At 68.0% G+C, this 12475-nt stretch carries 17 protein-coding genes; 6 read left to right on the top strand and 11 right to left on the bottom strand.

The genetic code is table 11. From position 1 onward, the window contains the following. Positions 1-146 precede the first annotated feature (146 nt). Positions 147-1097, bottom strand: a complete 951-nt coding sequence (locus JW805_12465) for an isoaspartyl peptidase/L-asparaginase (protein ID MBN2972830.1) — start codon at positions 1095-1097, stop codon at positions 147-149. Positions 1098-1113: 16 nt separating this feature from the next. After that, the gene (locus JW805_12460) at positions 1114-2274 is read right to left on the bottom strand and encodes an acyltransferase (GenBank protein MBN2972829.1); all 1161 of its coding nucleotides are present in this window, start codon (positions 2272-2274) and stop codon (positions 1114-1116) included. 121 nt (positions 2275-2395) lie between these two features. Here JW805_12460 and ispG point away from each other — a divergent pair, with 121 nt between their 5' ends. Next, complete coding sequence (gene ispG / locus JW805_12455) at positions 2396-3514, top strand: flavodoxin-dependent (E)-4-hydroxy-3-methylbut-2-enyl-diphosphate synthase (GenBank protein MBN2972828.1); 1119 nt, start codon at positions 2396-2398, stop codon at positions 3512-3514. After that, positions 3511-3807, top strand: a complete 297-nt coding sequence (locus tag JW805_12450) for a hypothetical protein (GenBank protein ID MBN2972827.1) — start codon at positions 3511-3513, stop codon at positions 3805-3807. Before ispG ends, JW805_12450 begins: the two co-directional genes overlap by 4 nt. Here the strand turns inward: JW805_12450 and JW805_12445 are convergent. Genes JW805_12445 through JW805_12435 form a run of 3 tightly spaced genes read right to left on the bottom strand, consistent with a single transcriptional unit; the run spans position 3801 to position 5123 of the window. Beyond that, entirely contained in the window at positions 3801-4094 is a 294-nt protein-coding gene (locus tag JW805_12445; GenBank protein MBN2972826.1) for a type II toxin-antitoxin system RelE/ParE family toxin, read from the bottom strand. The genes JW805_12450 and JW805_12445 overlap by 7 nt on opposite strands. Continuing rightward, the gene (locus tag JW805_12440; GenBank protein ID MBN2972825.1) at positions 4082-4354 is read right to left on the bottom strand and encodes a CopG family ribbon-helix-helix protein; all 273 of its coding nucleotides are present in this window, start codon (positions 4352-4354) and stop codon (positions 4082-4084) included. Before JW805_12440 ends, JW805_12445 begins: the two co-directional genes overlap by 13 nt. Before the next feature lie 46 nt (positions 4355-4400). Next, positions 4401-5123 carry a DUF1345 domain-containing protein gene (locus JW805_12435; GenBank protein MBN2972824.1) on the bottom strand — a complete coding sequence of 241 codons (723 nt, stop codon included), beginning with the start codon at positions 5121-5123 and terminating at the stop codon, positions 4401-4403. Between JW805_12435 and JW805_12430 the strand changes: the two genes are divergently transcribed. Further along, positions 5117-5980, top strand: a complete 864-nt coding sequence (locus tag JW805_12430) for a DMT family transporter (protein MBN2972823.1) — start codon at positions 5117-5119, stop codon at positions 5978-5980. The genes JW805_12435 and JW805_12430 overlap by 7 nt on opposite strands. A 1-nt stretch (position 5981) precedes the next feature. Here the strand turns inward: JW805_12430 and JW805_12425 are convergent, their stop codons facing one another. Genes JW805_12425 through JW805_12415 form a run of 3 tightly spaced genes read right to left on the bottom strand, consistent with a single transcriptional unit; the run spans position 5982 to position 8624 of the window. Continuing rightward, positions 5982-7046, bottom strand: coding sequence for an acyltransferase (locus tag JW805_12425; protein ID MBN2972822.1), 1065 nt, complete (start codon positions 7044-7046; stop codon positions 5982-5984). Next, the gene (locus tag JW805_12420; GenBank protein ID MBN2972821.1) at positions 7043-8398 is read right to left on the bottom strand and encodes a putative O-glycosylation ligase, exosortase A system-associated; all 1356 of its coding nucleotides are present in this window, start codon (positions 8396-8398) and stop codon (positions 7043-7045) included. The genes JW805_12425 and JW805_12420 overlap by 4 nt, the downstream gene beginning before the upstream one ends. Then, positions 8391-8624, bottom strand: a complete 234-nt coding sequence (locus tag JW805_12415) for a hypothetical protein (GenBank protein ID MBN2972820.1) — start codon at positions 8622-8624, stop codon at positions 8391-8393. The genes JW805_12420 and JW805_12415 overlap by 8 nt, the downstream gene beginning before the upstream one ends. Positions 8625-8723: 99 nt before the next feature. Between JW805_12415 and JW805_12410 the strand changes: the two genes are divergently transcribed. Beyond that, positions 8724-9962, top strand: a complete 1239-nt coding sequence (locus JW805_12410) for a glycosyltransferase, exosortase A system-associated (GenBank protein ID MBN2972819.1) — start codon at positions 8724-8726, stop codon at positions 9960-9962. Next, complete coding sequence (locus tag JW805_12405) at positions 9932-10735, top strand: hypothetical protein (protein ID MBN2972818.1); 804 nt, start codon at positions 9932-9934, stop codon at positions 10733-10735. The genes JW805_12410 and JW805_12405 overlap by 31 nt, the downstream gene beginning before the upstream one ends. Before the next feature lie 114 nt (positions 10736-10849). Here the strand turns inward: JW805_12405 and JW805_12400 are convergent, their stop codons facing one another. Both JW805_12400 and JW805_12395 read right to left on the bottom strand, forming a co-directional pair. Next, positions 10850-11164: a hypothetical protein gene (locus tag JW805_12400; protein MBN2972817.1), complete on the bottom strand. Its 315-nt coding sequence runs from the start codon at positions 11162-11164 to the stop codon at positions 10850-10852. Next, positions 11161-11343, bottom strand: coding sequence for a hypothetical protein (locus JW805_12395; GenBank protein ID MBN2972816.1), 183 nt, complete (start codon positions 11341-11343; stop codon positions 11161-11163). The genes JW805_12400 and JW805_12395 overlap by 4 nt, the downstream gene beginning before the upstream one ends. Positions 11344-11439: 96 nt before the next feature. Here JW805_12395 and JW805_12390 point away from each other — a divergent pair, with 96 nt between their 5' ends. Further along, positions 11440-12054: a S24 family peptidase gene (locus tag JW805_12390; GenBank protein ID MBN2972815.1), complete on the top strand. Its 615-nt coding sequence runs from the start codon at positions 11440-11442 to the stop codon at positions 12052-12054. 127 nt (positions 12055-12181) lie between these two features. Here the strand turns inward: JW805_12390 and JW805_12385 are convergent, their stop codons facing one another. Continuing rightward, positions 12182-12364, bottom strand: a complete 183-nt coding sequence (locus tag JW805_12385) for a hypothetical protein (GenBank protein ID MBN2972814.1) — start codon at positions 12362-12364, stop codon at positions 12182-12184. Between the last annotated feature and the right edge of the window lie 111 nt (positions 12365-12475).

Below are 12475 nucleotides of genomic sequence, written 5' to 3'. Positions count from 1 at the left end.
GATTAACGCGAAATTACGTAAAAATGCGAAGGGGTGGGGCCGCGAACAAAGCGCTCCAGCCAGGCCTGCTCTGGCGGCGCAGGCGTCGTCGTCGATGACATTGGGGCCGGATCAGCGCCGTGCAGCCCGTTTCGGGATGGAGCGGTTCACGCCTCGTCGCCGTAGATCGCCACGACCCTGTCTCCGCGCGCCGACGCCTTGCCGCGGTACATGCCCGACGTCGTCATGCTCCATGCGATCTCGCCGGTCGGGCCGGTCAGGATGATTCCGCCGGTGCCGCCCAGCGCGCGGGTTTCGGCCATGACCACGTCGCCGGCGGCTTGCAGGGTTTCGCCGAGGAATCGCACGCGGGCGCAGATTTCGTGCGCGACGCCCGCGCGAATGAAGAACTCGCCCGATCCGGTCGCGCTGACGGCGCCCGCGCGATCGTCGGCGAAGGTTCCGGCCCCGATCAGGGGTGAGTCGCCGATGCGTCCCCAGCGCTTGCCGGTCACCCCGCCGGTCGAGGTCGCCGCGGCGACATGCCCCTCGGCATCGCACGCGACCGCCCCGACCGTGCCGTATTTCATGTCGACGTCGAAGCCGGTCGCGGAGCTCGCCTTCATCCGTTCGAGCTGGTCGCGTCGCTCGGGGATGGCGAACCAGTCGGGCCCGACCTGCTCCAGCCCCTGGTCGCGGCTGAACGCGTCGGCGCCGCTGCCGGCCAGCAGGACGTGGGGGCTATGGTCCATCACCGCGCGGGCGAGGCGGACGGGGTTTTTCGTCGCGGTGACTCCGGCCACGGCCCCGGCGGCACGCGTGCGGCCGTCCATGATCGCGGCGTCGAGCTCCTGCGTGCCCTCATAGGTAAAGACCGCGCCGCGACCGGCGTTGAAGGCGGGATCGTCCTCCAGAACGCGCACCGCGGCCTCGACCGCGTCGAGCGCGCTGCCGCCCGCCGCCAGGATCGCCTGCCCCGCATCGAGCGCCGCGTTCAGCCCGGCACGGGCCGCGGCGTCCTGCTCCGGGGTCAGCTGCCCACGCGGGATGATGCCGGCGCCGCCGTGAACGGCGATCGCCCAGCCGGTGGCGGCAGGCGCAGGGGAGGAGGCGGTCATTCGCGGGGCTCCGAGGTCAGAAGGACGGGTGCGGGGTGTGCCGGGCGGCGGCGGCGGGGCGGGGCCTGAGGCCGATCAGCGGACGCAACAGCCGCACGTCGCGGCCGATGCGGTAGAAGGCCCAGCAGCCGGCGCAGGTTGTCACCAGCAGGACCAGGAACTGCGACCACAGCGGCAGGTTCGTCGACCGCAGCCAATAGCCGACGACGACGATGATCGTCTGGTGGACGAGGTAGAAGGGAAACACCGCCTCCGCCAGCAGTGCGCGGGCGGGGTGATCGCGGTTCAAATGGGCCTCGGCGATACCGATCAGGGCGGCGATCGTCGCCCAGCACTGGACCTGCCGCGCCCATAGCGTCTGGTCGGCGATCCATTGCGGCGGCGAACTGACACCGGGCCAGACCAGCGCGACTCCGCCGACGATCGCGAAGCTGGCAGCGGCAAGCGCGAGCGACACCCAGCGCCATCGTACCAGCGCCGCCATCGTGTTGGGCGCAGCGGCGAGCAGGAAGCCGAAGACGAACGCCGGGAAGAAGCCCAGGTGCGCAATGCCGTCGTGCAGCACGTCGTGCGTATCGGTCCAGCGCGTGAACACGAACACCTGGGCCAGCAGCAGGTAGAGGATCGGCAGCCACAGGACGCTGACCCCGCCGAACAGCCGGTCGAACCCGACCTGCAAGGCCCGCGGTCGTGGCAGGGCGAGCAGCAGCGCGAGCGCGAGCGTGTAGATCCACAGGTAACCGACGAACCACAGATGGTTCCAGGTCGGCAGGATGGTCCCGGCGAGCGTATCGAAATCGAAGAACTCGCTCGCCCAGAAATGCAGATAGCCGCGGGTATAGCCATGCTGGGTGACGAGTTCGACCCAGGCCTGGGGCGGCACGATGATGGCGATGCCGAACGCCAGCGGCAGCAGCAGGCGGCTGGTGCGGGAGCGGACGAAGCGCCACAGTCCGGGCGACCGGGTAACGATCGCGCGACTGGCATAGCCCGAGACGAGAAACAGCAGGGTCAGGCGCCAGGGGCTGGTCAGCGCCATCGGCACCGTTACCCAATCGACCGTCCGTACCGCCTTCACATGATAGGGCCACGGTACGAACACCATGGCGATGTGGTAGAGGATCAACAGCGCGAACGCCCCGATCCGCAACCAGTCCATGCCGTAATGTCGTGCCATTCCCGGCCGGTAGCGGGTTTGGACCGGGCGGGCCACCCGGACACCACCAAAAGTGGGAGAGGCTTACGCTCGTTTCGCCGGGACGCTATATGGCCCGCGAGCCCCACAGGAATCCAATCCCATGTCCGTTCGTCCCTGGCGCGATATCGTGCGCCGCCCCAGCCGCCAGATCATGGTCGGCAACGTCCCCGTCGGTGGCGATGCGCCGGTTACCGTGCAGACGATGACCAACACCCCGACCAGCGACGCGGTGGCGACGATCGACCAGATCCGCCGTTGCGAGGATGCCGGCGTCGACATCATCCGCGTCAGCTGCCCCGACGTCGAAAGCACCGCGGCGCTCAAGGGCATCGTCCGCGCCTCGCGCGTGCCGATCGTCGCCGACATCCACTTCCACTACAAGCGCGCGCTGGAGGCTGCCGACGCGGGCGCGGCCTGCCTGCGGATCAACCCGGGCAACATCGGGTCGTCCGAGCGGGTGAAGGAAGTCGTCAACGCCGCCAAGGCCAATGGCTGCGCGATCCGCATCGGCGTGAATGCCGGCAGCCTCGAGAAGGACCTGCTCGAGAAATATGGCGAGCCTTGTCCGGAAGCGCTGGTCGAAAGCGCGCTCGACCATATCAAGCTGCTGCAGGACCATGATTTCCACGAATTCAAGGTGGCGGTGAAAGCGAGCGACATCTTCCTGGCGGTCGCCGCCTACCAGCAGCTCGCCGAAGCGGTCGATTGCCCGCTGCACCTGGGAATCACCGAAGCCGGCGGATTCGTCGGAGGTACGGTCAAGTCGGCAATCGGCATCGGCAGCCTGTTGTGGTTCGGCATCGGCGACACCATCCGCGTGTCGCTGTCGGCCGAGCCGGAGGAAGAGGTGCGCGTCGGCTTCGAAATCCTGAAGGCTTTGGGTATCCGCAACCGCGGCGTCCGCGTCGTGTCGTGTCCGTCGTGCGCACGGCAGGGCTTCGACGTGATCCGCACCGTCCAGGCACTGGAAGACCGCCTGCAGCACATCCGCACGCCGCTGTCGCTGTCGGTCCTCGGCTGCGTCGTCAACGGCCCCGGCGAAGCGCGCGAAACCGACATTGGACTCACCGGCGGCGGCAACGGCAAGCACATGGTCTATCTGTCGGGCGTGACCGATCATACGGTCGAGGATGCCGACATGCTCGACCACATCGTCAAGCTGGTCGAGGCGAAGGCCGCGGAGATGGAAGCGAGCGGAGCGCCGGCGCAGGCGGCATGATCGCCTGGGCGGCCCTGCTCGCGTTCGCAGAGGCCGGACCATCCGTTCTGCGCATCAAGCTGCATCAGGCTGGCGATACGTGCATGATGACGATCGGCAAGGACCGCGTCGATCAACGCGACGATACGGCGGTTTCGGCCGTGCTGTCGCGGTACGATGCAAAGCGGTATGTCATCGAAATCGTGGGCTATGAAACACTCACCTACCGCTGCGTCGGTGGCGCTGTGTACGGGATTCAAAGTCGCGGTTTTCGACTCGCCAAGGTGGGCATTGGCTCCCAACCCCCTCAATAGCCTGCTTCGCGCTGATGGCGGAGCGCGAGGCTGACGACCGCGTCATCAGCGACATCGTGTACATAGAGCGCGACATATCCGGTCGTGCCGAAGGGAATGACGAGTTCGCGAAAAGGCGGGTGGGTGCGCAGCGGGCGGCCGATGACCGGCGCTTCCGTCAGTTTGCGAAGCGCTGCCGCTATCGATGCTGCTGCCCGCGCCGAAGCGGCTTCGTCTCGGGCGGACAGAAACAGGCGGCACCGCTCGACATCCGCAACGGCGCGTTCGGTCAGGATCAGTCGCGGCACTTTGGCGCCGGCCGCTCGCCCGGGGTGCCCCAGGTCGCAAGCCAGGCGAACGCGTCGTCACCCGACAGATGCCGCCCGGTTTCACGATAGCCCTCCCAAGCAAGCACCGCGTCGGCGACGAAGCTTTCCCGTGCCTCTTCGCGCTCGAGATACTCGCGTATCGCTTCGCGCATAATCCAATGTGGCGTGCGTTCGCGGGCATCGGCCAAACGGCGGATCCGGTCCTTGGTCACGTCGTCGATCTTCAGCGAAGTCGCCATCTATAGTCTCCGGTACTACCTCGGAATATAGTCGATATTCGGAGGGTCAGCCACCCCCCAGCACGTTGATCGTGAACGCCACGATCCCGAGGTTGAAGACAAACGCCGCCAGGCTGTGGACCGTCACCGTCCGGCGCAGGCTGCGATCGGTGATGCTGACGTCGCTGGTCTGGAACGTCATGCCGAGCGTGAAGGCGAAATAGAGGAAGTCCGAATAGTCGGGCTCGTCGCAGCCCGGAAAGTCCAGCCCGCCCTCGTCCCCGCCCTGCTCCTCGTCGCGGCGGTAGAACATGTGGGCATAGTGCAGCGCATAGACGGTGTTGGCGAACAGCCAGGACAGCGCCAGCGTCGTCAGCACCAGCGCGATCTTCGGTGCTGGCACTGCGCCCTTTGCGATCAATTCGCCGGTCACCGCTGCCAGGATCGCAAGCGAGGTCGCGGCGGTAAGCGCCAGCAGCATCGCCCGGTTGGCGTCGTTACGCGCCGCCGATGCGCGGATCGCGGCACTGTCGGCCCGTCGCAGCAAGGGCACGATCGAGACGAGGAAGACCGCTGCGGCGATGTCGAAGCCGACCATCGTGCCCGTCGACCAGTCGGAGCGCGCAATCGCCAGCGGCACGGCGACGAGCGCGATGCCACAAAAGGCGAGGAAGCGAGGCGGGGCAAGGCGGTTGCCGATGGTCGGCTGGTGCGCAGACATCACGCTGCTATAGCCGCCCGCGAACCGGCCGGGGAGGGGCGATGACGACCAATAGCAGGCCTGTGCCACTGCCGCTCGCCTTCGCCGCAGCGGCACTCGGCATCCTCGTGTTTTCCGGCATGGACGCGGTCATGAAAGGCCTGGTCATCGCGCTGGGCGTCTATACGACGATACTGTGGCGTTCGCTCGCCGGTATCCTGGTGTCGGGGGCGCTCTATGCAACGGTGCGCAGCCCGTGGCCGTCGCGGCCGGCGATGCGGCTGCATATCGTCCGCGGGCTGGTGTCTACGGTGATGGCGCTGGCCTTTTTCTGGGGGCTGGCGCGCGTGCCGATGGCGCAGGCGATCGCGCTCGCATTCATCGCCCCGATCCTGTCGCTGTTCCTCGCCGCCGCGATCCTGAAGGAACGGGTGCCGCGCGGATCGATCATCGCCTGCGCCTGTGCCGCGGTCGGCGTCGGACTGATCCTGACCGGGCAAGCGCGCGCCGATCTGGGTGCCGACGCGATCGACGGCACGATCGCGGTGTTGGCCAGCGCGGTCTGCTATGCGTTCAACATCGTCCTGATGCGCGCCCAGGCGCAGGTGGCGGAACCGGTGGAAGTCGCCTTCTGGCAGAGCGTCATCGTCGGCGCCTGCCTGGCGCCCGCCGCGCCGTGGTTCGCGAGCGTGCCGGGGCCCGAACACTGGCCGGTCATCGCCGGCGCCGCGGTGCTGGCCGTCACGTCGCTGCTGCTGCTGGGCTGGGCCTATCGCCACGGGCCGGCAAGTTACCTGGCGCCGACCGAATATACGTCGTTCGTCTGGGCTGCGGCGCTCGGCTGGCTGGTGTTTGGCGAGACGCTGTCGCCCTGGACCATCGCCGGTGCCGTTGCGATCGTCGCGGGGTCGATGGTCGCGGCGCGATCGAAGCCGGCGGCGGGCTGACTCAGGCGGTCGCGGTTTCGCGGCGGCGCCACCCATTGATCGCACGCTGCGCCGGGCGCTCGACGCCATGATAGAGGATGACCGACGCCACCAGCACCATGGCGAGGTAGAGCGCGATCAGGCGGGGGGGCACGGCGTCGGCATCGCGCACGAAGACCAGCTTGAACGCGGTCCACAGCGGATAATGCGCCAGATAGGTCGCGAAACTGATCTCGCCGAGGTAGTGGAGCATGCGCCCCTCCACCGGGTTTCCGGGTATCCCGGCGGTGAGTGCGAGCATCAGCAGCAGCGCGGCGAAGGCGAGCGGCACGCCCAGCGTCTCGGGCACCCATCCGCTCAACGTCAGCACGGCGGCGGCCACCGCGATACAGGCCGCGCTTACGGCCGGCACCCGCGACCGGTCCCGCCACCGCAGCCATAGTGCCGCGATCGTCGCACCGCAGGCGAATTGCAGTACGCAGCGGATGATCCCCATCTGCGGAATGAGATCACCCAGATGGGCGAGGCCGCGCACCCGGAACACGCCATGCAGCACGACCAATAGTCCGACCGCCGCTGCGATCAGCGCCGGCGTCGAAAGCCGCCGCAGGTCGATCGCGCCGGCAACAGCGACGAACAGCAGATAGGCGAACAATTCGCAGCTGATCGACCACGCCGGGTCGTTCCAGGCGAGATCGGCGAGCCCCCAATTCTGGACGAGCAGATAATGGAGCGGCAGATCGGCGAAGGGATATTGCTCAGGGTTCGTACGCCCCGTTGCAGCGAGCGCGACCGCCATCAGCACGGTGCCGGTCAGCACGACCGCGTGGAGCGGCCAGATTCGCGCGATGCGCCGCCGCAGGAACTCGGCCGCCGTGCCGGGCCCGCCCTCGCGAAGCCGCGCGCCCCAGGCCAGCCAGATCACGAAGCCCGACAGCAGAAAGAAGAAATCGACCGCAAGATAGCCGTAGGACAGGGCGTGGACGACCTGCGCGGGCAGCCCCGCGATCGACGCGCGGATATGGTACAGCACGACCAGCCACGCGGCGATTCCGCGGACGCTGGTCAGCGCACGCAGCTCGGTCATGCCGGTGCCGTCACCGTGCGGCGCTTGCCGAAGCCGACCCACGCCGTCTCGCTGCGCTTGCGCGCGACATAGGTGTCGAGCCCGATCTGCGCGCCGATCAGCATGTAGACGAAGGGCTGGAAGGCAATGGCGATAAAGGCTGCGCCGAGCAGATAGACGAAATGTGCGTTCTGCAACGCGGCCGCCAGCGGCGCGACCCAGGCGAGCTCGCCCGTCTCCCTCGCGTACCGGCGACGCAGCACTTCCATCCGGAGCAGGCCGATCACCTGGATGAGCAGCCACAGGCCGAGCCCGAAATAGCCCTGTTCGCCCAGCATCTCGAAATAGGCGCTATGATAGGCGCGGCCCGAATCGACCTCCAGCTGCGTGTCGACGGTGGCGTTGGCGGGCGCGCCTTCGACCTTCACCTTGTCATAGCGGATCTTGTTCTGGCGATACGCCTCGAACCCGCCGCCCATCGGGTGGGTCTTCACATAGTCCATCGTCCACTGCCACACCGCGAGGCGGGTCGAGGCCGAGGCATCGGCCTGGTAGGTCTTGATCGTCCCCATGCGTTCGGTGAACGACGACGGCAGGAACGGCACCGCCGCCAGGGTGGCCGCGGCCATCAGGCTGAGGTAGAGGATGCGCCGCTTGGTATCGCGCAGCAGCAGCACCGCGAGCAGGCCGATGCACAGCAGGCCGGTCCGGGTCGACGTGCCGATGGGGATCAGCAGGCAGGCGAAGATCAGCGCGAAGCTGAACGCCTTCACCCGCCAGTCGGGGATGAAAATGGTCCCGAACTTCGTGAACCACAGGATGATGGGGATGATCGCAATCGCGACCATCGAGATGGTCGAGCCCTCGTAAAGCCCGGAGTTGTTGTCGACCATCAGGTTGAGCTGGCCGTACCCGCCGCCCGAGCCCAAGGTCTTGATCCCGCCGACGATGATGATCGACGCTGCCGACAGGATCATGAACAGCAGCAGCGCCTCGATCCTGAGTTTGGTGCGCAGCGTCAGCGGCAGAAAGATTGCAAAGGCCAGCGCTTTCCAAACCCATTCCCATTTCGACAGAGCGTCGACCGGGAAATCGGCGTGAATGGTCGTGTACCAGCAGTAGAGCAGCAGGATCGCAAGCAGCCCCTGGCGCGGGGCGAGCCGCGTGTCGGATTTGTCGTCGACCGCCAGCCAGGCCCCGATCGCCAGAGCGACCGCCATCGCCGAGATCGGCACGGCGTTCAGCAGATAATAGGTCAGCCGCTGCGGCGAGACGATGTCGATGTAGACATAGGCCAGCACGAAAATGAACGGCCGCCGAAAGCCCGCCGCGAAGAAGGCGCCCAGGAAGGCGACGAAGACGAGGTCACGCATCGCGGCGCCCCCATTTCGATCGCTTGGGCGCGCGGGTGTCGTCGCCTGCGGTGCCCTCGCGATCGAGGTCGGGGCGGCGGAGCAGATACCAGACCGCCAGTGCCATCAGGCCATGCGTCAGGCCGAGCGAGAAATTGTCGATCATGCGTTGCCCGGCCTGCGAAGGAATACCGTTCGTGCTGAGCCTGTCGAAGCATCGCTCTTCTTCGGCGAGACGCGCGGTCAAGAAGAACGGTCCGCCGACAGGCTCAGGACGAACGGATCGTGATTACCCCGGTCGGGTTAGCGCGACGTTAAACACCCGCATGGCAGGACCCGCGCTGAGATGCGCATCCTTCACCTGCTCGATCACGGTCTGCCGCTCCACAGCGGCTACACTTTTCGCACCCGTGCGATCCTGTCGGCGCAGATGCGTCGCGGGCATGTCGTCGCCGCGGTGACCGGCCCGCGCCACGGTGATGCGCGCGTGCCGCGCGAAACGATCGAGGGAATCGATTTCTATCGCACGTCCTACACGCCCCGCTGGCCGGCGCCGCTGGGGGAGATCGCCGAGATCGCCGCCTTTGCCAGGCGCATCGGTCAGGTTGTCGACGAGTTCCGCCCCGACGTGCTCCACGCACATTCGCCGGTGCTCGATGCGCTGGCGGGCCTTGCCGTGTCGGCGCGGCGCGCCATTCCTATCGTCTATGAGATTCGCGCCTTCTGGGAGGATGCGGCGGTCGGCAATGGAACGGGGCGCGAGGGTTCGGCGAAATATCGTGCGACCCGCGCGCTGGAGACGTTCGCCGTCCGTCGGGCGGATGCGGTCGCGGTCATTTGCGAAGGGCTGCGCGGCGACCTGATTGCGCGCGGAATCGACGGTGACAAGATCATGGTGTCGCCCAACGGCGTCGACCTGACCCTGTTCGGCGAACCGCCCGCGCGCGACGACGCGCTGGCGGCGGACCTGGGCCTGTCGGGCGAGACGATCGGCTTCGTCGGGAGCTTCTACGATTATGAAGGGCTCGATCATCTGATCGCTGCGATGCCCGATCTGGTCGCGCGGCGACCGAAGCTGAAACTGGTCCTGGTCGGCGGCGGTCCGATGGAAGGCGCGTTGCGCGCGCAGGCTGCAGCGTCGAGCGCGGCGGACGCGATCCGCTTCGTCGGTCGCGTCGCCCATAGCGAGGTGGTGCGCTATTACGGCGTCATCGACCTGCTGGTCTATCCGCGCCGCCACATGCGCCTGACCGATCTCGTTACGCCGCTGAAGCCGCTGGAGGCGATGGCGCAGCGTCGGTTGGTCGCCGCTTCCGACGTCGGCGGGCACCGCGAGCTGATCCGCGACGGCATCACCGGCACCCTGTTCGCGCCCGACGATCCGGCGGCGCTGGCCGCCGCCGTTGCCGGCGTCTTCGCCGATCGGTCGAGCTGGGACGCGCGCCGCGCCGCCGGCCGCGCCTTCGTCGAGGCGGAGCGCGACTGGGCGACCAATGTTGCGCGCTACGACCCCGTTTACCAAAAGGTGACGAGCCAGGATGTAAGGACAACCCCATGGTTACGTTACCGATTCACCGGCCAGTAACGCTGTCGCTGACCCCGTCGCTGGGCGTCGCGGCGGCGACGTGCGCGGCGACGATCTGTCTGGTCCTGCCCTCGGCGACTCTCGAGGCGCTGGTCCTGAACAGCGGCATTCCGGCGATCCTGCCTGCGGCCGAACCGCCGCTCGGCTATACCGCGCGCGTTGCGCTGGCGATGATCACCGGCGGTGCGGCCGGCGCCATCGTCTGGCTCGCGGCCTTCCTGGCCTTCGGCGGGGAGGGCGTGGTCACGCTGAGGCCGCGCGCCGCCCGGGCAAAGCCGGTATCGACCGTCGAGTCGGCCGCGCCCGCCCCGATCCTGCGTCGGGCCGATGCGCATCCCGACGCCCCGGCCCGCGCCCCGCTCAACGCCGCGCAGGAACTCGGCGCCTGGTTCCACGATGCGCCGGTCGCGCCGCAGCCGGCTCCGCCGCCGGTCGAGCGCGCGCTACCCAAGGATCTGGACGCTCCGCTCGCGGCCTTCGATCCTACCGCGATTCCGCCGGTGCCGGCCGAACCCCAGCCTGTCGTCGCGCCGCTCCAGCCGCGGCCGATCAAGCCCGACCTCGAACCGGGCGAGCGGATCGAGGCGTTCGAACTGCCGCGCCCGGCGGTCCAGGCCGATTCGGCCCCGATCGCCGCGCCGCGGACCGATGCGACGATTCACGCGCTGCTCGACCGGCTCGAACGCGGCGTTGCGGCGCGGCGCCAGGGCGACGCCGCCAAGCCGTCGGTCGCCGGCACGCTCGACGAACTTCGCCGGCTCGCCACGCGCTAGATCCTTGCGATCGCGTTTCGGCGCAGGCCGGAGCCTTCGGGGTCGCAGCCCGTCGCCTACCGGAACTTCGGCCTGTCCGGGGTCGCTTTCGCCGTTCCCCTAGGGCCGACGGCCTCACCCCCCGTCCTCGACGGTCAGCATTTCCACGATCGCGGTCGATCCCGCCGGACCATGGCGCTGGTGAACCATCGCCACGTCCGCGACCAGATGACCGGGGATCGGTAGATCGGCCTCCAACAGATCGTCCAGCCACGTCCGTGCGGTCGCCCCTGCCACCGTCAGCTCCAGCCGATGCCGCGCGCCGACGAAGGTCGCGCTCGCCCAGCGCGTCGACGTCATCCCGTCAATCGTCAACCCGACGCCGCCTGCCGCCGCGTGCCTGACCAGCGTCCGCTCCAGCCGCGTCGCGGCGGTCGCCCGGCCGCTCACTGCACGCCCTCCGGATGCGATTCGATGAAGGCTTCGATCTTCGCCTTCGTGTGCGGGCGCGGCTGGCGGCCGGCGATCAGATCGTCGACCAGCCGGGGGTCGTTGATCGTGCAGCGCCCGAATTGCGTTCGCGGCATACCCGTCCGCTTGAGATACCCTCGCACCTTGCTGACCAACATCGTGAACCCTCCCGAGACTCGCAGACCAAATGTTCCACTAATGTTCTCGGGAATTTCCAACTTGTCTAGGATATTTCCTACGCATATTGTGCCGCTATGGACCCAATCGACCAACGCGCCGTGCTGGACGGCCTGATCGCCCGTGACGGTGTCAGCCTGTCGACCCTGTCGCGCGTCGTCGGGCGTAACCCGGCGTGGATGCAGCAATATATGCGCCGGGGTACGCCCAAGCTGTTGCCGGAGCGGGAGCGGGGGCTGATCGCCGGCTTCTTCGGCGTGGACGATGCGGTACTGGGCGGCGCGACTCCGTCCGTGATCATTCGCGTGCCGCGGCTGGCGGTGTCGGTATCGGCCGGGCCGGGCCGGCTGGTTACCAGCGAAGCGACGGTGGCGAGCGCGGGCTATGCGGCGGAGGATCTTGCCCGGCTCGGTATCCGCGCGACCGACGCCGCGATCCTCGACGTGCGCGGCGATTCGATGCAGCCGACACTGATCGATGGCGACCGCATCCTGGTCGACCGCGGCCAGCGCACGCCGGGAAAGAAGGCGGCGATCTGGGTGCTACGCTGCGGCGACGAGCTGCTGGTCAAGCGCCTGGTCCGCGACGACGACCGGTGGCGGATTCTGAGCGACAATGCCGCGGAACGCAGCGTGCCGCTGGCGGACGTCGAGGTGCTCGGCCGCGTCGTGGAGCTCGTGCGGCGTCTATGAGCCGCCGTATTCGCTCAGCTGGTCCTTGGTCTCATGCCGGTGCCCCGGCGGAGGCCGCGGCACGTCGAAACAGTGGCGGCGGAAAACATTCGCAACAGTCGCGCGCAAACCGATGCGCCGTGGCGCTTCAGCCCCGCCGCCGGTCGTTCAGGTACAGCAGCACGCCGACCAATATCCCCGCCGCGGCGCCGCCCAGGAATCCCAGCGTCACCTGGCCCGTCACCAAACCGATGACGACGCCCGCGATCAGCAGCAGGATGAACGGCGCACCGGCGCCGATCGGGTTACGGTCAGGGGGAAGCTCGGCCATCGTCAGGCGCCTTTGCCATGTCCCGCATCCGGACGCCACCGTCCCGTTGCGGGATCGGCGGGACGCGGGGCGGGGGGCGGCACGCTGCACGTTAACCCTCGTCGCCCGCAG

Origin of the sequence: Roseomonas aeriglobus, assembly GCA_016937575.1 — a bacterium.
Classification (GTDB): domain Bacteria; phylum Pseudomonadota; class Alphaproteobacteria; order Sphingomonadales; family Sphingomonadaceae; genus Sphingomonas; species Sphingomonas aerigloba.
The sequence above is the reverse complement of the archived record's forward strand: the minus strand, read 5'-3'. Positions and strand labels throughout refer to the sequence as shown.

Coding starts and splice junctions, on each gene's coding strand:
- ispG (MBN2972828.1), top strand. CDS start 2,396: ATGTCCGTTCGTCCCTGGCGCGATATCGTGCGCCGCCCCAGCCGCCAG.
- JW805_12465 (MBN2972830.1), bottom strand. CDS start 1,097: ATGACCGCCTCCTCCCCTGCGCCTGCCGCCACCGGCTGGGCGATCGCC.
- JW805_12395 (MBN2972816.1), bottom strand. CDS start 11,343: ATGTTGGTCAGCAAGGTGCGAGGGTATCTCAAGCGGACGGGTATGCCG.
- JW805_12405 (MBN2972818.1), top strand. CDS start 9,932: ATGGTTACGTTACCGATTCACCGGCCAGTAACGCTGTCGCTGACCCCG.
- JW805_12390 (MBN2972815.1), top strand. CDS start 11,440: ATGGACCCAATCGACCAACGCGCCGTGCTGGACGGCCTGATCGCCCGT.
- JW805_12385 (MBN2972814.1), bottom strand. CDS start 12,364: ATGGCCGAGCTTCCCCCTGACCGTAACCCGATCGGCGCCGGTGCGCCG.
- JW805_12460 (MBN2972829.1), bottom strand. CDS start 2,274: ATGGCACGACATTACGGCATGGACTGGTTGCGGATCGGGGCGTTCGCG.
- JW805_12410 (MBN2972819.1), top strand. CDS start 8,724: ATGCGCATCCTTCACCTGCTCGATCACGGTCTGCCGCTCCACAGCGGC.
- JW805_12425 (MBN2972822.1), bottom strand. CDS start 7,046: ATGACCGAGCTGCGTGCGCTGACCAGCGTCCGCGGAATCGCCGCGTGG.
- JW805_12420 (MBN2972821.1), bottom strand. CDS start 8,398: ATGCGTGACCTCGTCTTCGTCGCCTTCCTGGGCGCCTTCTTCGCGGCG.
- JW805_12440 (MBN2972825.1), bottom strand. CDS start 4,354: ATGGCGACTTCGCTGAAGATCGACGACGTGACCAAGGACCGGATCCGC.
- JW805_12450 (MBN2972827.1), top strand. CDS start 3,511: ATGATCGCCTGGGCGGCCCTGCTCGCGTTCGCAGAGGCCGGACCATCC.